This is a genomic window from Peptoniphilus raoultii (assembly GCF_900099555.1).
GTDB classification, from domain to species: domain Bacteria; phylum Bacillota; class Clostridia; order Tissierellales; family Peptoniphilaceae; genus Peptoniphilus_A; species Peptoniphilus_A raoultii.
In genome coordinates this window covers 766,641-790,278 of sequence record NZ_FMWM01000002.1, presented here as the reverse complement: position 1 = coordinate 790,278, position 23,638 = coordinate 766,641, and the positions used below count along the sequence as shown (strand labels likewise).

The following is a 23,638-nucleotide window of genomic DNA, read 5'->3' as shown; positions in this document are numbered from 1 at the left end:
ATCTTTTAGAAAATTTTTATCTGCTAATGTATTAATTTTTTATAAATTTCGTCTTTTTTTTAACAAATATGTTATAATTATGATGAATGGAGGGAGATAGGATGAATAAAATAATTAGGAAAGAAAATTTGGCACCTAGTATATATTTGTTCGATATTTACGCACCAAGAGTAGCTGCCTCTGCCTTGCCGGGGCAATTTGTTATTGTTATTGCTGATAAATATTCTGAGCGTATTCCTCTTACAATTTCAGACTACGATTTAGATAGGGGTACAGTCCAATTAGTGGTTCAAGCTTCTGGCGAGTCCACTAAAAAGATTTGTAGTTTTGAAGAGGGTGAATATTTTAAGGATTTTGTTGGTCCTCTAGGTAGGCCATCAGAATTTTGTAGTGAGGATTTGAACGAGCTCAAGAAAAAGAAATATCTTTTTGTTGCGGGTGGTGTTGGGACCGCTCCTGTTTTTCCACAGGCTAGGTGGTTTTCTGAAAGGGGTCTCCACTGCGATATTATTTTGGGAGCAAAAAATAAAGATTTTGTAATTTTGGAAGATAAACTTGGGTCTGTTTGCAACAATTTATATGTTTGCACTGATGACGGATCATATGGTTTTAAGGGAATGGTTACTGCAAAAATTGAGGATCTTTATTCTAAGGGTTTATCTTATGATGTATGCGTTTCAATTGGACCTATGATTATGATGAAATTTGTTTGTTCAACTACAAAAAAATTTAATCTTCCAACTATTGTTTCTTTAAATCCTATTATGGTTGACGGTACTGGTATGTGTGGTGCTTGCCGTGTTAATGTTGGTGACAAAACAAAATTTGCCTGTGTTGACGGTCCAGAATTTGATGGCCATTTAGTGGACTGGGACGGTGCATTGTCTAGGTCGAAACAATATATTGATAATGAAAAAACCAAAAGAATTTCTGACCATTCTTTAATGACAGATATCAAATTTAATGAAGCTAAAAGAAATAGGACTAATGAATTTGAATTACTTAAGGCTCAAGATAGATTTAAGAGAACTCCAATAAAGGAGCAAGATCCAAATGTTAGAAATAAAAATTTTAAAGAAGTCTGTCTTGGCTACACACCTCAGGAAGCTGTTATTGAAGCTAGCAGATGTTTAAATTGTAGAGTTCCAGGATGCGTTAAGGGCTGTCCTGTGTCCATAAATATTCCTGGATTTATAAAAGAAATTGCTAATGGGAATTTTGAACAGTCAGCAAAAATTCTATCCCTTTATACTGCATTGCCAGCAGTTTGTGGAAGAGTTTGCCCTCAAGAATCTCAATGTGAAAAAGGATGCGTTTTGGCAAAACGTGGCGATTCCGTTGCCATTGGAAAACTTGAAAGATTCGCAGCTGATAATGCAAGAATAAATAATATCGATTTATTACAAGAGCCGAGAAAAATTAATAAAAAAGTTGCAGTTGTTGGTGCAGGTCCTTCTGGCCTTACTTGTGCTGGAGAACTTGCAAAAATGGGCTATGATGTTACAATTTTTGAAGCCCTTCAACAAAGCGGAGGCGTTTTAGTTTACGGCATTCCTGAATTTAGATTGCCTGATGAAATTGTTCATCACGAAGTTGAAAATATTAAAAAATTGGGAGTTAAAATTGAAAATGATGTAATTGTCGGTAGAACTGTAACAATTGATTCGATTTTTGAAGAAAGATTTGAAGCAGTTTTTATAGGTTCAGGAGCTGGTCTTCCAAGATTTATGGGCATCCCTGGAGAAAATTTAAATGGAGTTTATTCTGCCAATGAATTTTTAACTAGAAATAATTTAATGAGATCATTTGACAAGGAATATGACACCCCAATAAATGTTGGCAAAAAAGTTGCTGTTATCGGCGGCGGAAATGTAGCAATGGATGCTGCAAGAGTTGCAAAAAGATTAGGAGCAGACGTTACAATTCTTTATAGAAGAACGGAAAAAGAACTGCCTGCAAGACTTGAAGAAGTCCACCACGCAAAGGAAGAAGGAATTAATTTTCAAATGCTTACAGCGCCAACAGAAATTATTTCTGATGAAAAGGGCTGGGTAAAATCTTTAAGATGCGTGAAAAATGAACTTGGAGATCCTGATGCCAGCGGCAGAAGAAGTCCCGTCCCAATTGAAGGCTCTGAATATTTAGAAGATTTTGAAACAGTAATTATGGCACTTGGCACAAGCCCAAACCCATTAATTGCACACACAACAAATAATCTTTCTATAAATAAAAAAGGTGGAATCATTGTTGATGAAAACGCCGTAACATCAAGAGAAAATATTTTTGCCGGCGGCGATGCCGTTACAGGATCAGCAACAGTAATCCTGGCAATGGGTGCAGGAAAGACGGCAGCAAAGTCAATTGATGAATATTTAAGAACTGAAGCTACTATAAATAATTAAATTTAATAAAATAAAAAGGGCAGTAAGCTAAAAACTTATCTGCCCTTAAATTTATATACCCACAAAAATATCTACCATATTTCTTATTTTTTCAAGAAGCTCTTGTTTCTTTTTTTCTCTTGCTCCTCCCCTTCTTGAAATTGGAGGCAAAATATTGTCAAGTTCCGGACCATTTTGGCTTACATAACCTTTACTAATAGATTTTTCTATAAATCTTTCAGCATCTTTTTTCAAAAATTCATCGCTTATAAATTTTTTTATTCTATCATCTTTTCTTTTTCTTGCAAAACTATAAAAAGACTCCAATATATCTTCATTATTTTTTAGGTCAGAAATTTTCGTATTATTTATAAATTCAATAACTAAATCTTCTTTCGCCCTTGTTCCTATACTTGAACGGATTACCCTTCTGATCTCATCTTTTAATTTATCAATATTTTCACTTTCCTTATATTTTTCTAAAATCAAAGCTAAAATATAATCTAAATTAATCTCGTCAGTTCTTAAGAGCTCAATTTGAAACTCTACATCAGAAAAATCTATTTCAGCATTTTCTTTGCCATTTTGGCCACCATTATAAGCGGAAACCTGCTCTTTTATATCAACATAGACGCTTTTCATATCTTGCATTTGCCTATCTGAAAATCCATTATCAAAATTTTCAAATTCGTCAAAATTTCTAAGAATATTTTCGGCCTTCAACATTTCTCATAAACTTTATTTATTTTTGTCTTGCCTTCCATTACTAGTCTTGCTAAAAGTTTTGAAACTGTTTGAGGGGTGAAGAATTCCCCTCCTGACTTACCTGCATTTGACGCATAATTTGAAATTAAATATTCGTAAGCATCGCCAAAGGCATCTATATCATTTTCTTCAAATCGTCCAAAATTTATATCTCTGATGCCTTCCAAGATGTCTGTAAGTCTTTTATTTTTTTCTGCTACTGTTGCCCCAAGTTTGTTACTTGTTGTATCTATATCTTCAAATAAACCCTTTATGTCATTTTCTGATGGGTAGCCAACTGCTGAGCCTTCAATTTCTTTAAATATATTGACTAAATCTGTATTCAAATTTTCATTTGATCTTGCATTTTTTACAAGATTTTCAAATAATTGGCTCGGCAATATAAAAAATCCCTTCTCTTCAACTGTCCCTGGTTTAAAATCTTCTTCTGCTTCTTTGTCAGAAATTTTTCCATAATCAAATTCTAAATCCCCAGCTTCATATTCTGCCTTATTAAAAAATGCACTCATATTTTCTGATATGAACCTATAAAATAAAATTCCAAGCACATATTGTTTGAAATCCCAACCATCAACAGCTCCACGCACTTCGTCAGCTATTGCCCAAATTTTTCTATGTAATTCCTGTCTTTGTCCTGTTGACTTATCTTCTTTTATAACTTCCATATTTATACCTCTTATATAAAATTAATCTATTATTTTATATTTATTATAGAGTAAAAAACATAAACAAAAAAGACCAAAAGATTTTTCTCTCCAAAACTTTCCTCTCTTAAAAATATTTTAAAACTGATGCTAATTTAAATTAAAACTATTAAACTGCTATAGAAAAAAACTTAGTCTATTTTTTGTTTGAAATTTTATCCCTTAATTTATTGTGATATAATGATAAAAAGGGGTGTTAATATGATTATAAGCAGCACAAGACCTGCATGGGTTGAAGTTAATTTAGATAATATAGGCTATAATTTAAAAGAAATAAGAAATATTGTTTCGCCAAAGGCTAAAATTATGTGCATTGTTAAAAGTAACGCCTATAAGGCTGGGGCTCTTGCTCTTACAAATAAATATGTGGAAATGGGCATTGATTATTTTGGAGTTGCAACTTTAAGTGAAGGCATCTCTCTTAGAAATCATTTCCCTAATATTAAGATTTTAATTCTTGGCTATAGTCCTCAGTTTTTAATGGAGGAGCTTGCAGTTTATAATATTATGCCAAATATTTATTCCTTAGATGATGCCCTTAAATTAAATGATATTTGCAAAAGTATGGATAAAGTTTTAAATATTCATCTTTCTCTCGAAACGGGTATGGGGAGAATTGGTTTTCTTCCAAATGAAAAATCTCTTTATGATATTAAAGAAATTTCTAGGCTTTCAAATTTAAAAATTGATGGGATTTTTTCTCATTTTGCTGTTAGTGACAGTGATCCTGTATATACAAAAAAGCAGTTTGAGATTTTTATGAACTTTTGTAAGAAATGTGAGGAGAAAAATATTTCTCTTGGCATTAAACACATTGCTAATTCTGCTTCTATTTTAAATTACAGGGACTATGATTTAGATATGGTCCGCCCAGGGATTATTCTTCATGGTCTTCATCACAATCTTTGCCCTGAAGGTATTTATAATTTTAAAAGGGATGTTGAGGTTAGGTGCCTAATTGCCAATATAAAAACTATTAAAAAAGGTGATACTGTTAGTTATGGCAGGAATTTTACTGCAAGTTCTGATACAAAAATTGTAACTCTCCCCCTTGGCTATGCTGATGGTTTTCCAAGAATTTTATCAGGAAAACTTTCTGTTTTAATTAATGGTAAAAAATGTAGGCAGGTTGGAAATATTTGCATGGATCAGATGATGATTGATGCAACGGGAGTGGATTGCAAAATTGGTGATCTTGTTACTCTTATAGGAAAAGATGGTGATGAGGAAATTGAATTTAAAGATATTACAGATTTAATTGGTGATATTGAAACTTCAATGCTAACTCATTTGTCTGAAAGGCTGCCAAGAATTTATCTTGAAAATAATGAAATAAAATATGAAGAGGATATAATTAAATTTCTATAAAATAAAAATAAGCCCTAAGTGAAATCCACTTGGGGCTTTAAAAATTTTTTTATGATTCTTTTTCCTTGTCTGCCTTTGCGTTTTCTATAACTTTACCGGCAATATTTGCAGGCACTTCTTCATATCTTATAAATTCCATTGAAAAAGTTCCTCTGCCTTGAGTCATGGCCCTTAGGTCAATTGAATATTCAAACATTTCAGCTTGTGGTGCTTCGGCAATTAATAATTGTGTACCATCAGATTGTTGGTCCATGCCCAAAATTCTTCCACGTCTTTTATTCATATCTCCCATAACATCGCCTAGATAAGAATCAGGAATTGAAACTTCAACTTTCATAATTGGTTCCAAAAGAACGGAACCTGCTTCTTCCATTCCCTTTTTAAAGGCAAGTGATGCAGCAATTTTAAAGGACATTTCATTTGAATCTACATCATGGTAAGATCCATCATATAAAACTGCCTTGAAATTTGTTACAGGATAACCTGCCAAAACTCCATGTTCCTTTGATTCTATAATTCCCTTTTCAACAGCTGGAAAATAATTTTTCGGAACAGAGCCGCCAAAAACTTCTTCGTCAAATATAAAATCTTCTTCACATGGTTCAAATCTTACCCAAACGTCACCATATTGACCGGCACCGCCTGATTGTTTTTTATGCTTACCTTGAACAGAAGCTGCCTTTTTAATTGTTTCCCTATAGGGAATGATGAACGGAACTTTGACAACTTCAACGCCAAACATATTCTTTAATTTTTCAAGAATAACATCAAGTTGAACTTGACCAAGTCCTCCAATAGTTAACTGTTTTGTTTCTGGATTTCTTTCAATTACAAAGGATGGATCTTCTTCTCTAAGTCTTTTTAAAGATGTTGAAAGTTTTTCTTCATCACCCTTAGTTTTTGGTTCTATGGCATAGAATAAAACTGGTGATTGATATTTTAATTTTTTATATTTAACAAGATGATCTTTTGTGCAAAGAGTGTCGCCAGTAACTGTAATTTGAAGTTTTGTTGTTGCTCCAATATCACCAGCATAAATTTCAGGGACTTCAATTTGACTTTTACCTCTAATTACATAAACTCCGCCAAGTTTTTCAGCTTCATCTTGGCTGGCATTATATAACTGAACATCTTTCGTTAATTTTCCACTAATAACTTTAAAAATTGAAATTTTTCCAACAAAGGGGTCTGTAACAGTTTTAAAAACAACTGCAGCAAAGGGTTCTTTTTCAGAAATATTTCTTTCTTCTCCATCTTCATATCTAAAGCCAAGGTGAGCTCTTGGATCGTCAGGAGCTGGCATATAATTAATAATTGTATTTAATAAAATATCAATGCCTATTCCCTTTTCGCCGCTTCCTACAAGCAGGGGAACTGCATCGCCTTCAAGAAGGGCTGTTGTCACTCCTCTTAATAAATCTTCACGAGTAAATTTTTCACCTGCAAAATATTTTTCCATTAAAACTTCATCAGATCCGGCAACAACTTCTGCAATTTCTTCATACATTCTTTCAGTTGCCTTTACTTGATCGTGAGTTAATTCTGCTTCTGCAGGAGCACCTTTTTCATATTTAAAACCCTTTTGGTAAATTACATCAGTAACACCAACAAAATTTTCTCCTTCGCCAATAGGTACAGAAAACGGAATAACTTTTTTACCGAAAGAAGCCTCTAAATCTTCCATTAATTTTCTAAAATTAACATTTTCGCCATCAATTTTATTTACGAAAATAATTCTTGGAAGTCCAATTTTTTCTGTGTATTTCCACATTCTTTCAGTTCCAACTTCAATGCCCTTTGTTGCATCCACAACCATAAGAGCAGCTTCACTGGCCCTCAAAGCTCCCATAGCTTCTCCAGAAAAATCCATATATCCTGGAGTATCTATAATATTAACCTTAAAATTCCTCCACTCTACAGGAATTATTGAAGTTCCAATTGAAGTTCCTCTTTCCATTTCTTCCTTAGAAAAATCTGAAAAAGTATTTTTGTCAGTTACATTTCCTAATTTTTTTGTGGCTCCACTTTGGAAAAGCATTGCTTCAGTTAAATTTGTCTTTCCAGATCCGGAATGCCCAACTAATGCTAAATTTCTAACATTTTCAGTTTTATAAACTTTCATAGCCTTCCTCCTATATGTATAAATTTGAAAGCGTTTTGTTAATTATACCATAAATTCCTTTATTTGAATAGATAAGTGATTTTTTTGAAAAAACCCTTGAAAAATCCATAGAAAATTTTAGATTAAAATTATAAGCGGATAACTTTTTCTTATGCTATAATTAACTTAACTTGAGAGGTAAATATGGATTATATCAATAAAAATTCAAAATATCTTGTGGTCCTCCTTCTAATAATTTTAGGGGGCTACCTTGCCTACAATTCAAAAAATTCTGAAAAATATATTGATCCCGATTTTTATGCAGAAAATCAAGAAACTGGTCTTTCTAATGAAATGACTTTTGAAAACTCTTCCCAAGTAGATGAAGATAAGGAAATTTATGTCCATATTGCAGGGGAAGTAAAAAATCCTGGCCTTGTAAAATTAAAATCAGGCGATAGACTTGTAGATGCAATTGAAAAAACTGGCGGAGCAACAGATGAGGCAGATCTTGACAAGGTAAATCTTGCAAGGAAACTTTCAGATGAAGATAAAATTTACATACCAAAAATTGGAGAAAATCCTTCAGCAGATGCTGGAGAAAGTGAGAGTCAAATGATGGGAATAATTTCTAAGGCTGAAGGCTCAGTCGATTTAAACAATGCATCAAAAGAAGAACTAATGACCCTTCCAGGAGTTGGTGAAAAAACTTCCCAAAAAATTTTAGACTATAGAGAAAAATTTACATTTAAGTCCCCAGAGGATTTAAAAAATATTGAAGGTATTGGCGACAAAAAATATGAAAAACTAAAAAACTATATTTGCGTAAGATAAATTTCTTTAAAAAAATTACCCTTGGAAAAACCAAGGGCTTTTTACTATGCTAATATAAATCTTAAATCATTTACCTATAAGAGGTATATTTTTAAAATCATTTTTCATAAAAGATGAAATATATTTTCCTACATTTGAATCTGCCTCTTCAATAGATTCTCTTGAATAAAAGGCCACGTGAGGAGTAATTATTAGATTTTCATTTTTTAAAAACTTAAGACTAGCCAAATCTGGATTCTCATCTGCTAAAACATCAAGTCCAAGGCCTGTGATAAGATTTTTTTCCAGGGCCTCTTCAAGATCCTCTTGGTCAATTAGTCCTCCCCTGCTGCAATTAATTAAAATTGGCTTTTTTTCCAATTTATTTAAAAAATCCCTATCAATAATATTATATGTTTCTTCTAAAAGCGGCAGATGAATTGAAATAATGTCGCAATTTTTTTCAATATCTTCTAAATTTGCCTTAAGGACTCCTGCGCTTTTAAAAACTTCATCTGCCACATAGGGATCATAGGCATAAACTGTAGAATCAAAGGCCTTTAGTCTTTTTGCAAGTAGCCTTCCAATTGAACCAAAGCCAATAATTCCTGCCTTTAAAGATGAAATTCTTCTTAAAGAATTGCCCAAAAGATTATAGTCCCAAATTTTATCTTCCTTAACACTTTTATTAAAAATCGAAATTCTTCTAAGCAAATTTAAAATTAAGGCCATTGTGTGGTCTGCAACTTCTTCTATGCAATAAGCTGGATTATTTGAAAGTAAAATATTTTTTCTTGCCGCATACTCTGCATCCACCATATTATAGCCAATAGATCCCAAGGCTATATATTTTAAATTTTTAAGTTCATCCATAACCTTTTTTGTAATGGGCTCGTATATAGAAATTAAAACATCGGCATCACGACACTTTTGGATTATTCCTTCCTCGCTTTTGCAGGGCAAATAAAAATATTCAAATTCTCCCTCAAGAGAATTTTTAATTGTATCCTTATTGCAATCTTCTGTAATTTGATAGATTTTAATCATATCTTACTCTTAATCTATGGCAAAATTTCCATTTTTAAAGATTTGTATTTTATTTCCATTATAATCTTCACCAATTATTTCTGTTGACTCATCACCAACCATAAAATCAACATGGACTATTGAATCATTAATGCCAATTTTGTCATAATTTTTGGGATCAAGGTCTTCGCCATTTCTTATACAAGTTGGGTAGGCCTTTCCAAGGGCAAAATGGCAGGAAGCATTTTCATCATAAAGGGTGTTATAAAATAAAATATTTCTATTAGAAATCGGACTATCAAAGGGCACAAGGGCAACTTCACCAAGTCTTTTTGAACCCTCATCACTTTCCAAAATACCCTTTAATTCTTCATAGCCTTTTTTGGCATCAAATTCTATTACTTTTCCATCCTTAAATTTTAAATAAAAATCATCGATTAAGGACCCACCATTGTTTAAGGGTTTTGTGTTGTAGATAATTCCATTTACCCCATATTTGTGGGGAAGAGAAAAGACCTCTTCGCTTGGGACATTTGCTATAAACTCTTCACCATAAGAATTTTTTTCACTTGAACCATTAAAAATATAGTTTTCTGGCAGCTGCACTTTTAAATCAGTTCCCTTTTTTGATTTATAATAAAGATATTTAAAATTATGGGAATTTAAAAAGTCTGAATATTTTTTAAGATTATTCACATGAATTTCCATAGATTTTTTTGGATTTTCATCAAAAAGCCTCATGGAATAAAAAATTTCCTCCCAAAGTTTTTCTGTACCCTCCTCTTCCGAAAGGTCCGGAAAGACAATTTTTGCCCAAGAAGGCATTGCCGCTCCAATTACGCACCAAGATGTATAATTTGCCATAAGTTTTTCTGAAAAATCTTTAAAGGCCTTTCCTGATGCTGCATTTGCTGCAATTATTTTTTTAGAATCGATGCCCTTTAAATTATAGGGATTGCCGCCAGTAATTGAAAGATATTTAGCCTTATTATCTATAAAATAATTTTCCTTATCCACTTCAAATTTTTGGATGTCAGACAAAATTTCTTCACTTTCATAGTTAAATCTTAAGCGGCTAAATTTTTCGTCCCTATAGTCAATTTTAACTTTTTTAGCACCGAGCTCATAGGCTTTTTTTGCCATGGCTCTTGCAAGCTCAGCACTTTCTATGGGCGATCTTATGACTAAAATATCGTCTTTTTTTACTTTTAAGGCACAGTCTATGATAAGTTCTGCATATTTTTCAAACATAATTTCTAAATTCATTTTTTCCTCCTAAAGAAAAACGGTTTAAAAAACTTAAACCGTCAAATTTTAATTTAATTTAATTTATCTTCATTGTATTTTATCTTATAAAAGTCAAATAGGATTATTAAAATGGACACAATGGGAACTGAAACAACCATTCCCCAAACTCCAAAAACTCCTCCTCCAATTACAATTGAAACTAAAACTGTAAGAGGATTTAAGCCTGTTGATTCGCCAATTAATTTTGGTGCCAAAATATTATTTTCAATCCACTGAATTGAAATGAAAAGAATTGAAACCCAAAGAGCCTTTATCGGTGCATCCATAAAGGCAAATAAAACTGCTGGAATAAACCCAAAAAGCGGTCCTATATAGGGAATAATATCTGCAATGCAGGTAATAATACCAATGACAATTGCAAAGTCCACCTTTAAAACTAAAAGATAAACCATTGTTGCAAAGCCAACAAAAAGGGCGAGCAAAAGTCTTCCCCTAATAAATAATTGCAGGGCCGTATCAATTCTCTTTGCCAAATAATTTACATCTGACCTATATTTGTTGGGCACAGTTTTTTTGAAAAATGATAAATATTTTTCCTTGTCAATTGAAAAGTAAAAGGAAAATAATAAGATTAAAACAATCTTTAAGGTTGATGTCAAAAGCCCATATAATTTTAGAACTGTATTTCTTAAAGTTTCCAGAGCAGACTTTTCAATTTTATCTAAAATATTTATAACGGTTGTATTTATAGAGCTAAAAATCTTGCTAATGGGGTCTTGAGCTTCATTTGCTGGTCCAGGATTTTGCATAGTATTATTAAACATATTAAGAAAATTATCAGGCAATTTAATATTATACCTATCCATAATATTTATAAGAAATTTATTTAAATTCCTTGAAATAGAGTCCACAATATTTGGTATTGAAGCCAATAAATTTGTAATTTCATTTATTGTTTTTGGTATTACTGTGAAAAGTAAAATAGAAAATATAATAAAGGCACTAATATAGACAATAATAACACCAAAGGGCCTTCTAATTCCCTTTCTTTCAAAATAATTGACAAGAGGGTCAATAATATAGGCAAAAATAACTCCAATGATTAACGACCATAAGGTATAACCAAGGATAGTATATTTTTCAAAAATTATTGTCAGTAGATAAAAAATAACTATGCCAATAAAGACCTTTAATATTAATTTTAAATTGATTTTTATTCTCTTATCCCCTTCAATATACCTGTTGCCAATATTTATTAAGTAATAAATCATTAGGGATAGAAGGATTATTGCAAGAATTATAAAGGCATAATTTACAAACCTTTGTGTGTTTCCTGAAATATCTTTTATCATTAAACCACCGCTTTAAATTTTTTTTGGGCCTTATTTAAAATTTCAAGGACATATTCAGCTTCTTCTTTTGTATTTTTATAATTTATGGAAAGTCTTAGAGGATTTAGGGCCTCCTGCCTTGATCTTCCCATGGCAAGCAGCACATGAGAAGGATCAATACTTCCCGCCTGGCAGGCAGATGCCTGTGACGCACATATATCATTAAAATCTAAAAAAGGCAATAGAACCTGACTTTTCATATTTTCAAAGGAAATATTTATATTGGTAACAAGCCTTTTTTCTCTAGGTCCATTTAATTTTACCCCATCCATTTTTAAAAGCTCATCAATAATATAGTCCCTAAGTTTTTTCGTATATAAAATCCTCTCTTCAAAATTGTCATTTAATTCTTCAAAAGCTGCTCCTAGTCCAACAATTGATGCTACATTTTCAGTTGATGCCCTTTTTTTTCTCTCCTGATCTCCGCCATCTATAAAGGAATTAATCTTATAATTTTCATTTACATATAAAATCCCAATTCCCTTTGGGGCTCCAATTTTATGGCCTGAAAAGGACATCATAGAAACATTTCTCTTAGATAAATCTATGGGAATATTCCCAAGAGCCTGAACTGCATCTATATGAAGGGGAACGCCATACTTTTGGCAAATTTTTTCTATTTCACAAGTAGGCTCCAAAGTTCCAACTTCATTGTTGGCCTCCATTATGGAAACTAAATTAGTATCTTTTGAAATTTTTTCTTCAAGTTCTTTTAAACTTACAAAACCTTCATGGTCAACGGAAATATAATCAACTCTATTGCCCATTTCTTCCATAAATTTTGCAGACTTTAAAATTGCTTCATGTTCTATTTGTGATGTAATTATATGATTTTTAGGTGAATTTTTCAATAGATTTTTAAGAGCCCAATTGTCTGACTCTGTGCCTCCTGAAGTAAAATAAATTTCAGAAGGCTTGCAAGATAAAAATGCTGCAATTTTTTCTCTTGAATTTTCAATTGCCGCCTTTGATTTTTGTCCAAGACTATAAATACTTGAGGGATTACCATAATTATCCTTTAAATATGGCAGCATCGCTTCAAGTACCTTGTCCTTAATTTTTGTTGTGGCGGCATTATCCATGTAAATAATAAATATCGCCTCACATATCTTCAAGTGTTAGGGAATCCATAACTTCTTCCATTCTATTTTGGAGCTTAAATAAAATATCTTTTGTTGCACAGGCATTTATTTTTGTGCAATTAAGTCTTTGATTTGTAGCACAGCAGGAAAGTTCAATTTCCCCTTCAAGAGAATTTATTATTTCACCAATTCCAATTTTTTTTGGTTCTCTTGTCAATTCATAGCCTCCTCCTGCTCCTCTAATAGATTTTACAAGCCCACTTTTTTTCAAGAGTGAAAAAAGCTGTTCCAAATATGCTTCTGATAAATTTTCCATATTTGCTATGTCCTTTAAAGAGAGAGGGCCTTTGCCATAACTTTCTCTTAATCTATACATAGCCATGAGTCCATATCTTCCCTTTGTTGATAGCCTCATTCTTACCTCCTTAGGGTGTAAAAGAACCTTCTTTCTTGTCATTTACTAAAATATCTTTTAGGGTGTACCATGCAAGGACGGCACATTTTACTCTAGCCGGCATATTCCTAATATTTATAAAGGCTATGCCGTCTCCCAAATCTTCAAGTTCATTTTCATCCCTAATTTCACCCTTTATCATTGCTATAAATTTATCTGCAAGTTCTATTGTTTTCTTTACTTCCATTCCCTTAACAGTATCGCACATAATTGATGTTGATGCCTGCGAAATTGCACAACCGTTTCCCGTATAGGAAATATCTTTAATTTTTTCATCTTCCACATCAAGTTGCAAAGTTATTTCATCTCCACAAGAGGGATTGTGACCAAGTTCTTTATGAGTTGGATTTTCTAAATCTCTTTTATTTCTCGTGCTCCTGCTTTCTTCCATAACCATTTGCGTATATATTTGTTTAAGATCCAAATCCTAACAACCTCCTTACATCTGTCAAATGATTTATAAAATAATCAATTTCTTCAGTTGTGTTATAGACTGCAAAAGATGCCCTGCATGAAAAATTACAGCCTAAAAATCTATGAAGGGGCTGAGCACAGTGGTGACCGCTTCTTATTGCTATGCCATAAGAATCTAAAATAGATGAGGCATCATGGGGATGAATTTCCTTAAAATTAAAAGTAATTACAGGTGCCCTATTTTTATTACTTGTTGTGTAGACATCTAAAAAGTCAAATTTTTTAATCTTTTCATAACAATAGTCAGTTAAATATCCTTCATATTCTCTTATATTATCTATGCCAAGTTCATCTATATATCTTATGGCACTTGCAAGATTTACAGCACCTTCCACATTTTGAGTTCCTGCTTCAAATCTTTGGGGCGAAGGTAAAAAAGTTGTCTTGTCTTCATAAACATATTCAATCATATCTCCACCTGACAAAAATACATCTAAATCATTTAGAAGTTTTTCCTTGCCATATAAAACTCCAATGCCCGTTGCAGAATACATTTTGTGACCAGAAAACGCCATAAAGTCGCAGTCAAGATCCCTTACATCAATTTTGTTGTGGGGCACATATTGTGCTCCGTCTAAAATAATTATGGCCTTTGAATTTTTTCTTACATAGTCAATAATTTTTTTAATTTCAGGCATTGTTCCCACAACATTTGAAGCAAGACTTAGGGAAAAAATTTTTGTATTTTCATTTACTTTATTTTTAACTTCTTCAAATGGGATATTTTGTTCTTCATCAAGATATAAATATTTAAGTTTTGCCCCTCTTTTTTTAGAAACTAATTGCCAGGGCACCAAATTTGAATGGTGTTCCATAATGGAAATTAAAATTTCGTCCCCTTCATTAATTTTATTCATACCATAGGAATAGGCCAAAAGATTTAGGGCTTCTGTTGCATTTCTAACAAAAACTATTTCATTTGAGCTTTTTGCATTTATAAATTTTCTGACACTTTCTCTTGCCCCTTCATAGGCTGTAGTTGCCTTAACTGCTAAATAGTGGGCTCCCCTGTGGGGATTTCCATTTTCTTCCCTATAAAATTTCAAAATATCGTCAATAACCCTTTGGGGTTTTTGAGTTGTGGCTGCATTGTCGAAATATATTAAATTGTGATCATTAACCCTTAAATTTAAGTAGGGATATTCTCTTCTTATTTCTTCAATTTCTTTTTTAGTAAACATACTACCTCGTAATTATTTTCTTAATAGAATTCCAAACTTCTTCTTCCAATTCTTCATCCATTAATTTGTCTATGGCTCCTGAAAATTTTGATTCTATGATTAAAGCTTCTGCATCTTCATAGCTTATGCCCCTTGACATAATATAAAATAAAATATCAGGATCAATTTTTCCAGCACTTGATGCATGATTTCCTTCAATGTCATCTTCATGTGCAAGCATTAGGGGAACTGAAAGTGAATGAACATCATCACTTAAAAGGACTGTATATTCTTCTTCGCTTCCCACTGCATCATTGCAGCCTTCCTTAAAGTCAAGGTTCGATTTAAAGTTTTTAAAGGCCCTGTCCTTTAAGGCTCCATTAACTAGAATATCACTTTTTGTCTTTTCTCCTAAGTGCGTCATTTCATAATAAATATTTAATTCTTCATCACCTTTGCCAAAATAAACTGAATCTACATAAGACTGGCTCTCTTTTCCCTTCAGCTCACACTTATAATTTAAATATAATTTTCCTGCACCAATTTCATATTGGCTTACATGAACTTTTGCCCCGTCATGGCAATAAATGCCTATTGATTCAAGGCTTTTAGATTCAGGACCTTCTCTTTGGATAACAAAAAGTTCTACCTCTGCATTTTTTTCAGCTAAAATTCTAATAACTGTATTTCTAAACTTTTCCTTGTTTCCTTCTGAATAATAATCTAAAAATACTTTAATCTTAGAATCTTCATGTGCAATAATGTCTTGCAAGTCCACTAAATTTACATTTTCATCATCTGTTTTAAAATAGCAGGGTTTAAATTTAATATCTTCGCCGCCAATTGCTTCATAAATTCTATATAAATTCATATCCTTTCTATTGAGTTCAAGGGCCTCTTTAGAAACGCCATATCTTAAATTGTCAAATTCTTTTAAATGTCTTACATGCTTTTCTGATGAAGGATAGGGAATAAGGTCTTTGCCAATTTCCGGCACAGTAATTTCCACATCATTAACCTTCATCCAAGAAAAAGTTTTAAAAGCTAATTCATTTCCTATTATTTTTTTCATCTTTTCACCTTACCCAATTGCTCCAACAAGTTCCAGATTTATAAGATTATTCATTTCAACTGCATATTCCATAGGAAGTTCTTTGGCAATAGGCTCTGCAAATCCACGAACCACCATTTGTTTTGCATCTTCTTCGCTTAGGCCTCTTGTCATTAAATAAAATATAACCCCATCTGAAATCTTTCCAATTTTCGCTTCATGTCCAATATCGACTTCCTTATTATGAACTCTTATTGTTGGGATTGTATCTGATCTTGATTCTTCATCAAGCATTAGGGACTCGCAAGATGTAGAGTTTTTAGAATTTATTGCATCTTCTGAAAATTCTACTAGACCTCTATAAACTGCAATTCCTCCACCTTTTGAAATAGATTTTGTATTTATTACTGAATTTGTATGAGGAGCAAGATGAACAACTTGAGCTCCTGTGTCAAGATTTTGTCCTGGCCCTGCAAAGGAAATGCCTGTAAATTCACTGGAAGATCCTTCTCCTTTTAATATGGAGCTTGGATACAGCATAGAAACTTTTGAACCAAAGGATCCAGAAATCCACTCTATTTTTCCATTTTTTTCTACAATTGCTCTTTTAGTATTTAAGTTATACATATTTCTTGACCAGTTTTCAATTGTTGAATATCTTAAAGTTGCATTTTCTGCAATAAAAAGTTCAACAGCACCGGCATGAATATTTACAACATTATATCTTGGGGCTGAGCAGCCTTCAATAAAATGGCAATAAGCTCCCTCTTCAATAATAATTAAAGTGTGCTCAAATTGTCCTGCCCCTGGTGCATTTAACCTAAAATAAGATTGCAGCGGAATATCAACATTAACTCCCTTTGGAACGTAAACAAAAGATCCGCCACTCCAAACTGCATAGTGAAGAGCTGCATATTTATGAAGGGATGGTTTTATACACTTGCCAAAATATTTTTTAACAATTTCAGGATATTCTCTTAAACCTGATTCAAAATCTGTATAAATTACTCCTTGGTCCCTTAAATATTTTTGAATTGAATGGTAAACAACTTCACTATCATATTGGGCACCAACACCTGACAAAAATTCTTTCTTTTCGGCTTCTGGAATACCCAGCTTATCAAAAGTATCTCTTATTTCTTTGGGCACCTTATTCCAATTATCACTTAAATCGGCATCTGGTCTAATATAAGTTGTAATATCATTTATATCAACTTCAGAAAGATCCGGTCCCCAAATGGGATTATCTATTTCATTAAAATTTTTAAGAGCTTCAAGTCTATAGTTAAGCATCCATTCTGGTTCATTTTTTTCTTTAGAAATTTGTCTAACTATTTCTTCAGTAAGTCCCTTTTCTGTTTTACTCCTATATTCAAAGGGGTTTTTTATATCATAGACACCCCTATCCATTTCTTCCACATAAGTTCTTTCTTTTTTAGTCATTTAAAGCCTCATCTCTAATCCAACCAAAACCTTCACTTTCAATTTTTCCAACAAGTGAAGCATCGCCTTCTTTAACAATTCTTCCATCAACAATAACGTGAACAAAGTCAGGCACAACATTTCTCACAAGTTCTTGATGGTGAGTGATAATAAATACGGCATTATCTTTTGACAAAAACCTTTCTATGCCTTGGGAAACAATTCTTGTTGCATCAACATCAAGACCTGAATCTGTTTCATCAAGCATGGCAAGTTTTGGATTTAGCATAAGCATTTGCAAAATTTCTGTTTTTTTCTTTTCCCCACCAGAAAATCCTACATTTAAATATCTTTCAGCATATGAAGAATCCATTTTTAATTCCTGCATTTCTTCTTCAATTTGTTTTTTAAATTTTATAATGGGAATATTTTTATCTTCCTTATTTATTTTTGCAGTTCTAATAAAATTTTCCACTGAAATTCCAGGAACTTCTTCTGGACTTTGGAAGGACATAAATAACCCCTTATTAGCCCTCTTGTCAGTAGAAAGTTCTGTAATATCTTCCCCATCTAAAAAGATTTTTCCGCTAGTAACTTCATAAACAGGGTTTGCCATAATGACATTTGCAAGAGTTGACTTCCCTGATCCATTTGGTCCCATAATTACATGTACTTCTCCATACTTGATTGTAAGATTTATATTTTTTAAAATTTCCTTACCTTCAACTCCGGCACTTAAATTTTCCACTCTTAATAATTCTTTTGCCATAATTCCTCCTATATTTTCAAAATATTATTCTTTTCAAAAAATAAATCATAGTAATTTACTCAGATATTTATTATAATGATACCACAATTCTATGATTTTTAATATTCTTATTTATAAATTTATAAATTTTTTTACATTTCATGAAACTAAATTAAAGAGAAGGCATTTTCAATATGATTAATTTTGCCTTCCCTAATATAAACTTCGATTATGTCGAAACGAACTTGGATGTCGTATAAATTATTTTTATAGATATAAGCTCTTGCCGTTTGAATAATATTTTGCATTTTTATTTCATCAACAGCCTCATAGGCATCGCCAAATTTATGGGACCTTCTTGTTTTAACTTCAACAAAACAAAGTTCGTCCTTATCTTTTGCAATAATATCAATTTCAGTTCCGAGGGCCCTATAATTTCTATCTAATATTTTATAATTTTTGTCTTCTAAAAATTTTGTCGCCAAAGTTTCGCCAAAATTTCCCAAATCTTTATTATTCATTACCATCTTTCCAAATTTTTCAAAAAACTCATTCTATGCATGGGGCTTGGACCTAGTTTTTTCAAAAGCTCTCTGTGAAGTTTTGTCCCGTAACCCTTATGTCTTTCAATTCCATAACCTGGATACATTTCTGCCCACTTTAGGCATAAATTATCTCTATAGACTTTTGCAATTATTGATGCACAGGCAATGGAATAGCAATTTTCATCGCCCTTTATTATGGAGTGCTGAAAAATATTTGTTTCAATCCTTTCGGCATCAATTAAAACAAGATCAGGAGTAACGACTTCACCCTTTGAATTTCTTAAATTTTCAATGGCACGGACCATAGAAAGGTGGGTTGCCATTTTAATATTTAGTTTGTCAATTTCCTTTGAATTTGCCCTTCCAATTCCTACTGCAAGACTATCTTCTAATATCTGAAAATAGAGTTTTTTTCTCTTGTTGGCAGTTATTTTTTTTGAATCATTAATTCCTTCAATATTTGAATCTTCTTTCATAATTATGGCGCAGGATAGAACATCACCAAAAAGACAGCCTCTTCCAACTTCATCTACTCCTGCAATTAATTTAGATCCCTTTTCCCTATAATCTTTTTCAAAATTTTCAAAAGTCATACTGTCTCCAAACTTATCCTTCCAAGAAGGCCCTTCCTAAATTCATCAAGCAAAATTCCTGAGGTTTTTTCATAATCAATAAGTCCGCCCCTTAAAAGAGCTCCTCTTTTTCTGCCGATTTCATCTAAAACTTCTAAGGGCTTTCCATTATTTTCAATTTTATATCTATTTATTAAAATATTTTTATCAATGGCGTTTAATTTCTCAATTAATTTTAGGGATAGACTTTCCCTATCCATAATTTCATCTTTAATAGATCCAGTTAAGGCTAGATTTAAACCAATATCTTCAGGAAATTTTTGCCACAAAACTCCCGGTGTATCCAAAAGATGAAGCCCTTCATTTAATCTTATCCACTGGTTCGTCTTTGTAATTCCAGGTCTATTGCCAGTTTTTGCAGATTTTTTTCCTATAATTCCATTAATAAAAGTTGACTTTCCAACGTTGGGTATGCCCACAACCATTGCCCTTAAAGGCCCATGATTTACTCCCCTTGATTCATATTTTTTTATTTCATCAGCCATTAATTTTTCTGCATAGGAAGTAACAGATACGGGGTTTGGCCTTTGAGAATTATATTTTAAAACGGAAACCTCATCTTTTATCAAAAAATTTATCCACTTGTCGTTTTCTTTTTCATCTGCAAGGTCTGACTTATTAAAAATTATAAGTTTTTTCTTGCCCTCTAAAACTTTTTCTAGTAGAGGATTTCTGCTAGATAGGGGAATTCTCCCGTCAATTATTTCAATTACAAAATCTACAAGACCTTTTTTCTTTTCTAGGTCTTCAATAGTTTTTTTCATGTGGCCGGGATACCAATTAATATTCATCTTATCACCACAAAACTTCTCTTAAAATTTCTATTGCTCCATTATGGTTGTTGTCTTTTTTAGAAATTAATTTTGCCACATCCTTTACGGCCTGAACTCCATTTTTCATGGCAATTCCAAAGCCAGCATTAGCAATTAAATTTCTGTCGTTAGAATCATCTCCAATGGCAATAATATCCTTTAAATCAATATTTTTCTTCTCACAATAAATGCTAACTCCCACAAATTTGTCCCCGTTTTTTTGAAGAACTTCAAGCATATATCCCTTGTGGGATTGCATAGACATTAGGTGAAGATTAAAATCTTCTGAAATATTTTCCTTTAAAATTTCATAGAGTTTAAAAAGCCTTTGGTCATCTCCGGTAAAGACTATGGATAAAACTTTTGATTTTAAATCTTCAATAGAATCTACCTCCCTAATTCTTCCTGCAAAATGATTGGCATAATGCTTGTCAAGAGTCCTTGTTTTTCTATCAGGAAAGGCAAGGTCTACTCCCTTTTGCCCAGTAACATGAAGAACGCAACTTAAAACTTTTTCTTTATCTAAATCCATAACCCTTCTTAAATCTTCAAAAGAAATGGGATTTACATAAAGTATGTCCCCATGTTTAGAATTTCTAATTAAATTTCCATTATTGCAAATTAAATCTATATCCACATCTCCCACAAATTTTTTAGCAGTTGTAAATTCTCTACCCGTTGCCACAATGGGAATAATATTTTTTTCCTTTAGTTCTTCTACAAAGGCTGGGAAATCTGGACTCATCTTCTTATCTCTAGTTAAAAGTGTTTCATCTAAATCCATGGACACTAATTTATACATCTTTTCTCCTATAATTTAAATTTTATACATTAAATTTAAATACAACAACATCTCCGTCTTTTATAACATATTCTTTTCCTTCACTTCTAATAAGGCCCTTGTCACGAGCGGCTGCCGTTGAGCCAGCAGAAACTAAATCTTCATAGGAAATTGTGTCAGCTTTAATAAATCCCCTTTCCATATCAGAGTGAATTTTTCCTGCAGCTTCTGGTGCTTTTGTTCCCTTTTTAATGGTCCAGGCTCTCGATTCCATTTCTCCTGTTGTTAAAAAAGAAATTAGGCCTAAAAGTTTATAGGATGATTTTATTAACTTATCAAGACCTGATTCTGAAAATCCAAGTTCCTTTAAAAATTCTTCCTTTTCTTCTTCTGAAAGCTCTGCAATTTCAGCTTCTATTTCACAGGATATTACACAAGTTTCATCACCTAATTTTTTTGCATATTCCTTAACTTTTTGAACCATTTCATTTGATGCACCGTCATTTTTTGCATCATCTTCATTTACATTTGCCACAAAAATAACGGGCTTTGAACTTAGCAGAGCAAAATTTTTTATGATTTTTTCTTCTTCATCATTTAAGGCCACAGTCCTTGCTGGAATTTCCTTTTCAAGAGATTCCTTTAATTTAATTAAAAGATCCATTTCAGCTTTTAAAGATTTGTCGCCCTTAATTTGTTTAGTAATTCTTCCAAGCCTTTTTTCAATTTGTTCAAGGTCTGAAAAAATAAGCTCCAAATTAATATTTTCAATGTCACGAATGGGATCAATTGAACCGTCAACGTGAATAATATTTTCATCTTTAAAACATCTTACAACATGGACAATAGCATCAACTTCACGAATATTTGAAAGAAATTGATTGCCAAGACCTTCACCCTTGCTTGCTCCCTTAACAAGACCAGCAATGTCATAAAATTCTATATTTGTATAAACAATTTTTCCAGAATTAGAAAGTTTTGCCAAAACTTTAAGCCTTTCATCAGGCACATTTACAACTCCAACATTAGGCTCAATTGTTGCAAAGGGATAATTTGCAACTTCAGCCCCTGCATGAGTTAAGGCATTAAATAAAGTTGACTTGCCCACATTTGGCAGTCCAACTATTCCAAGTTTCATATGATCACTCCTAAATTAAAATTATTATATCATATAAAATAAATTTTATTAAAGCTCAAGAGCCTCTCCATTAAAATTAATTATAAAAAAATTTTAAGAGAAAATTAAAAATAGATAAAATTTTTCAAAGTCTTTCTTAATATTTAAGCTCTTTTAATTAAATCTTTAATATTGTATAATGATATTAATGATTAAAAAAGAGGTGAATAATTTGAGTGCCATTGTTATAAATGATTTAGAAAAGAGAATAGGTCGAAAAATAGTTTTTGATTCATTAAATCTTGAAATTATGGACGGTGAATTTTATTCTCTACTAGGCACAAAAGATTCTGGAAAAACAACTCTTGCAAAAATTCTTATGGGATTTTTAAAGGTAAATAAAGGAAACTCTTATATATATGATATGGATTGTTTTAAGGAATCTAAAGAAATAAAGGAAAGTGTCAGCCTTGTAAGTTCAGATTTTTTTATTCCCGACAATCAAAAGGCTATAAATATTTTCAAAAAAACCCTGTCTTCTCACAACTTAAAGAGTTTGGAAGATGTTGATGTTTTATGCAGGTACTTTGACTTTGATGATAGATTAAAATTTGGTGAAATGACTGATAGGGAAAAGAAACTTTTCCAAATAATAAATGCTTTAATTGTGAAACCAAGGCTTCTTATTTTAGATTCTCCTGAAGAATTTTTGACAGAAGATGATAAAGATTTACTTTTTAGTCAACTTGTAAACTTAAATAGGGGCGAAGGAACAACAATATTTCTGCTCACAAATTCTTTAATAGATGCAAAAAAATATTCTAAGAGAATTGCCTATCTTTATAATGGTAGGGTTATGGATGTAGAATATAATAATGAAAAGCCGTCCTATGACAAAATTTTAAGAATTTATAATTATAGGGGTAATCTTTCCTATTTCACAGATGCTGGCGCAAGACTTGTTAGGGATACAGATATTGAAACAACCCTTTATTATGACGGGGACCTTCAAAAACTTTCCCATGTGATTTATGATGAAAGACTTGATAACTATTCTTTGGAAAATGCTTCTTTGGAAGATAAACTTTTGGCATATTACAATAATGGTAAAGAAGTTCCCCACAGAAGAACTGAAGAAAAAAATAAGTTAAGACCAAAAAAAGATATAGGACTTAATAAAAACTTAGATAAAAAACCTGATCTTGAAAAAACAATGGACCTTAAGGATGATTTATCTGACACAAAAATTAATGAAATTAAAGTTGTGGAAAGCGAAAATTATGCAGACAAAGAAAATAAGGCTGAGCTTTTTGTTGAGAAAGATAAAAAAACTGAAGATGAAAATTTAAAAACAGAAATAATTACTGGACAAGATTCTGTTATTAGCCAAGATAAAAATGCTGAAATTTTTAAAGAAGAATCCTTTGATAACTCCCAAAAGGATGAAACAAAAAAAAATATAATTATTAATGAAAATGCCGAAGGCAATTCAAATGATAATGCGATTTTTATAAAAAAATCAGGAAAAATCAATATTGCTTCAGATGAAGGGAGAGATTAAAG

Annotated in this window: 21 protein-coding genes and 1 pseudogene; 4 read left to right on the top strand and 18 right to left on the bottom strand. The window is 32.1% G+C overall.

Translation table 11 applies throughout. From position 1 onward, the window contains the following. Positions 1-101 precede the first annotated feature (101 nt). Entirely contained in the window at positions 102-2,402 is a 2,301-nt protein-coding gene (locus BQ4446_RS03820) for a bifunctional dihydroorotate dehydrogenase B NAD binding subunit/NADPH-dependent glutamate synthase (RefSeq protein ID WP_071026797.1), read from the top strand. A gap of 51 nt (positions 2,403-2,453) precedes the next feature. On the opposite strand, the gene BQ4446_RS03815 is transcribed toward BQ4446_RS03820, so the two are convergent. Both BQ4446_RS03815 and BQ4446_RS03810 read right to left on the bottom strand, forming a co-directional pair. Beyond that, the gene (locus BQ4446_RS03815) at positions 2,454-3,107 is read right to left on the bottom strand and encodes a type I restriction endonuclease subunit R, EcoR124 family (protein ID WP_083329030.1); all 654 of its coding nucleotides are present in this window, start codon (positions 3,105-3,107) and stop codon (positions 2,454-2,456) included. 2 nt (positions 3,108-3,109) lie between these two features. Next, positions 3,110-3,811 (bottom strand): annotated as a pseudogene (locus BQ4446_RS03810) (type I restriction-modification system subunit M); the annotation flags it as partial. Between the two features lie 240 nt (positions 3,812-4,051). On the opposite strand from BQ4446_RS03810, the gene alr reads away from it, so the two are divergent. After that, the gene (alr, locus tag BQ4446_RS03805) at positions 4,052-5,218 is read left to right on the top strand and encodes an alanine racemase (protein ID WP_071026793.1); all 1,167 of its coding nucleotides are present in this window, start codon (positions 4,052-4,054) and stop codon (positions 5,216-5,218) included. Positions 5,219-5,267: 49 nt separating this feature from the next. Here the strand turns inward: alr and fusA are convergent, their stop codons facing one another. Then, positions 5,268-7,340: an elongation factor G gene (gene fusA, locus BQ4446_RS03800; protein ID WP_071026792.1), complete on the bottom strand. Its 2,073-nt coding sequence runs from the start codon at positions 7,338-7,340 to the stop codon at positions 5,268-5,270. Between the two features lie 183 nt (positions 7,341-7,523). On the opposite strand from fusA, the gene BQ4446_RS03795 reads away from it, so the two are divergent. Further along, positions 7,524-8,153: a helix-hairpin-helix domain-containing protein gene (locus BQ4446_RS03795; RefSeq protein ID WP_071026790.1), complete on the top strand. Its 630-nt coding sequence runs from the start codon at positions 7,524-7,526 to the stop codon at positions 8,151-8,153. Between the two features lie 66 nt (positions 8,154-8,219). Here the strand turns inward: BQ4446_RS03795 and BQ4446_RS03790 are convergent, their stop codons facing one another. The 15 genes from BQ4446_RS03790 to ychF form a co-directional block, all read right to left on the bottom strand. Beyond that, a complete protein-coding gene (locus tag BQ4446_RS03790; RefSeq protein ID WP_083329028.1) occupies positions 8,220-9,179 on the bottom strand; it encodes a C-terminal binding protein in 960 nt (319 codons plus the stop codon). A gap of 9 nt (positions 9,180-9,188) precedes the next feature. Continuing rightward, entirely contained in the window at positions 9,189-10,424 is a 1,236-nt protein-coding gene (locus BQ4446_RS03785; protein WP_071026788.1) for an aminopeptidase, read from the bottom strand. A gap of 53 nt (positions 10,425-10,477) precedes the next feature. Further along, positions 10,478-11,758: an AI-2E family transporter gene (locus BQ4446_RS03780; RefSeq protein ID WP_071026786.1), complete on the bottom strand. Its 1,281-nt coding sequence runs from the start codon at positions 11,756-11,758 to the stop codon at positions 10,478-10,480. Further along, positions 11,758-12,879 (bottom strand): cysteine desulfurase family protein, encoded by a 1,122-nt coding sequence (locus tag BQ4446_RS03775; protein WP_071026784.1) that lies wholly within the window; start codon positions 12,877-12,879, stop codon positions 11,758-11,760. The genes BQ4446_RS03780 and BQ4446_RS03775 overlap by 1 nt, the downstream gene beginning before the upstream one ends. A 19-nt stretch (positions 12,880-12,898) precedes the next feature. Continuing rightward, positions 12,899-13,294, bottom strand: a complete 396-nt coding sequence (locus tag BQ4446_RS03770) for an RrF2 family transcriptional regulator (protein ID WP_071026782.1) — start codon at positions 13,292-13,294, stop codon at positions 12,899-12,901. Positions 13,295-13,304: 10 nt separating this feature from the next. Beyond that, positions 13,305-13,757 (bottom strand): Fe-S cluster assembly sulfur transfer protein SufU, encoded by a 453-nt coding sequence (sufU, locus tag BQ4446_RS03765; RefSeq protein WP_071026780.1) that lies wholly within the window; start codon positions 13,755-13,757, stop codon positions 13,305-13,307. After that, the gene (locus tag BQ4446_RS03760) at positions 13,747-14,988 is read right to left on the bottom strand and encodes a SufS family cysteine desulfurase (RefSeq protein WP_071026778.1); all 1,242 of its coding nucleotides are present in this window, start codon (positions 14,986-14,988) and stop codon (positions 13,747-13,749) included. The genes sufU and BQ4446_RS03760 overlap by 11 nt, the downstream gene beginning before the upstream one ends. 1 nt (position 14,989) lies before the next feature. Further along, a complete protein-coding gene (locus tag BQ4446_RS03755) occupies positions 14,990-16,039 on the bottom strand; it encodes a SufB/SufD family protein (RefSeq protein ID WP_071026776.1) in 1,050 nt (349 codons plus the stop codon). 9 nt (positions 16,040-16,048) lie between these two features. Next, positions 16,049-17,461 carry a Fe-S cluster assembly protein SufB gene (gene sufB, locus BQ4446_RS03750; RefSeq protein WP_071026774.1) on the bottom strand — a complete coding sequence of 471 codons (1,413 nt, stop codon included), beginning with the start codon at positions 17,459-17,461 and terminating at the stop codon, positions 16,049-16,051. After that, a complete protein-coding gene (sufC, locus tag BQ4446_RS03745) occupies positions 17,454-18,209 on the bottom strand; it encodes a Fe-S cluster assembly ATPase SufC (protein WP_071026773.1) in 756 nt (251 codons plus the stop codon). Before sufC ends, sufB begins: the two co-directional genes overlap by 8 nt. Positions 18,210-18,355: 146 nt before the next feature. Next, a complete protein-coding gene (locus BQ4446_RS03740; protein ID WP_071026771.1) occupies positions 18,356-18,715 on the bottom strand; it encodes a YraN family protein in 360 nt (119 codons plus the stop codon). Further along, complete coding sequence (locus BQ4446_RS03735; protein ID WP_071026769.1) at positions 18,709-19,326, bottom strand: ribonuclease HII; 618 nt, start codon at positions 19,324-19,326, stop codon at positions 18,709-18,711. Before BQ4446_RS03735 ends, BQ4446_RS03740 begins: the two co-directional genes overlap by 7 nt. Further along, positions 19,323-20,156, bottom strand: coding sequence for a ribosome biogenesis GTPase YlqF (ylqF, locus tag BQ4446_RS03730; RefSeq protein ID WP_071026768.1), 834 nt, complete (start codon positions 20,154-20,156; stop codon positions 19,323-19,325). The genes BQ4446_RS03735 and ylqF overlap by 4 nt, the downstream gene beginning before the upstream one ends. A gap of 4 nt (positions 20,157-20,160) precedes the next feature. Then, complete coding sequence (locus BQ4446_RS03725; RefSeq protein ID WP_071026766.1) at positions 20,161-20,979, bottom strand: HAD-IIB family hydrolase; 819 nt, start codon at positions 20,977-20,979, stop codon at positions 20,161-20,163. A 22-nt stretch (positions 20,980-21,001) separates the two neighbouring features. Beyond that, the gene (gene ychF / locus BQ4446_RS03720) at positions 21,002-22,096 is read right to left on the bottom strand and encodes a redox-regulated ATPase YchF (protein ID WP_071026764.1); all 1,095 of its coding nucleotides are present in this window, start codon (positions 22,094-22,096) and stop codon (positions 21,002-21,004) included. Between the two features lie 211 nt (positions 22,097-22,307). Here ychF and BQ4446_RS03715 point away from each other — a divergent pair, with 211 nt between their 5' ends. Continuing rightward, entirely contained in the window at positions 22,308-23,636 is a 1,329-nt protein-coding gene (locus tag BQ4446_RS03715) for an ATP-binding cassette domain-containing protein (protein ID WP_071026762.1), read from the top strand. Positions 23,637-23,638: the final 2 nt, after the last annotated feature.

What these genes read in the sequence shown, in the direction of transcription:
- fusA (WP_071026792.1), bottom strand. Translation starts at nt 7,340, where the DNA reads ATGAAAGTTTATAAAACTGAAAATGTTAGAAATTTAGCATTAGTTGGG.
- ylqF (WP_071026768.1), bottom strand. Translation starts at nt 20,156, where the DNA reads ATGAATATTAATTGGTATCCCGGCCACATGAAAAAAACTATTGAAGAC.
- BQ4446_RS03755 (WP_071026776.1), bottom strand. Translation starts at nt 16,039, where the DNA reads ATGAAAAAAATAATAGGAAATGAATTAGCTTTTAAAACTTTTTCTTGG.
- BQ4446_RS03780 (WP_071026786.1), bottom strand. Translation starts at nt 11,758, where the DNA reads ATGATAAAAGATATTTCAGGAAACACACAAAGGTTTGTAAATTATGCC.
- BQ4446_RS03815 (WP_083329030.1), bottom strand. Translation starts at nt 3,107, where the DNA reads ATGTTGAAGGCCGAAAATATTCTTAGAAATTTTGACGAATTTGAAAAT.
- BQ4446_RS03785 (WP_071026788.1), bottom strand. Translation starts at nt 10,424, where the DNA reads ATGAATTTAGAAATTATGTTTGAAAAATATGCAGAACTTATCATAGAC.
- BQ4446_RS03725 (WP_071026766.1), bottom strand. Translation starts at nt 20,979, where the DNA reads ATGTATAAATTAGTGTCCATGGATTTAGATGAAACACTTTTAACTAGA.
- BQ4446_RS03790 (WP_083329028.1), bottom strand. Translation starts at nt 9,179, where the DNA reads ATGATTAAAATCTATCAAATTACAGAAGATTGCAATAAGGATACAATT.
- BQ4446_RS03760 (WP_071026778.1), bottom strand. Translation starts at nt 14,988, where the DNA reads ATGTTTACTAAAAAAGAAATTGAAGAAATAAGAAGAGAATATCCCTAC.
- BQ4446_RS03820 (WP_071026797.1), top strand. Translation starts at nt 102, where the DNA reads ATGAATAAAATAATTAGGAAAGAAAATTTGGCACCTAGTATATATTTG.
- ychF (WP_071026764.1), bottom strand. Translation starts at nt 22,096, where the DNA reads ATGAAACTTGGAATAGTTGGACTGCCAAATGTGGGCAAGTCAACTTTA.
- BQ4446_RS03740 (WP_071026771.1), bottom strand. Translation starts at nt 18,715, where the DNA reads ATGGTAATGAATAATAAAGATTTGGGAAATTTTGGCGAAACTTTGGCG.
- alr (WP_071026793.1), top strand. Translation starts at nt 4,052, where the DNA reads ATGATTATAAGCAGCACAAGACCTGCATGGGTTGAAGTTAATTTAGAT.
- BQ4446_RS03770 (WP_071026782.1), bottom strand. Translation starts at nt 13,294, where the DNA reads ATGAGGCTATCAACAAAGGGAAGATATGGACTCATGGCTATGTATAGA.
- BQ4446_RS03775 (WP_071026784.1), bottom strand. Translation starts at nt 12,879, where the DNA reads ATGGATAATGCCGCCACAACAAAAATTAAGGACAAGGTACTTGAAGCG.
- sufC (WP_071026773.1), bottom strand. Translation starts at nt 18,209, where the DNA reads ATGGCAAAAGAATTATTAAGAGTGGAAAATTTAAGTGCCGGAGTTGAA.
- sufB (WP_071026774.1), bottom strand. Translation starts at nt 17,461, where the DNA reads ATGACTAAAAAAGAAAGAACTTATGTGGAAGAAATGGATAGGGGTGTC.
- BQ4446_RS03735 (WP_071026769.1), bottom strand. Translation starts at nt 19,326, where the DNA reads ATGACTTTTGAAAATTTTGAAAAAGATTATAGGGAAAAGGGATCTAAA.
- BQ4446_RS03795 (WP_071026790.1), top strand. Translation starts at nt 7,524, where the DNA reads ATGGATTATATCAATAAAAATTCAAAATATCTTGTGGTCCTCCTTCTA.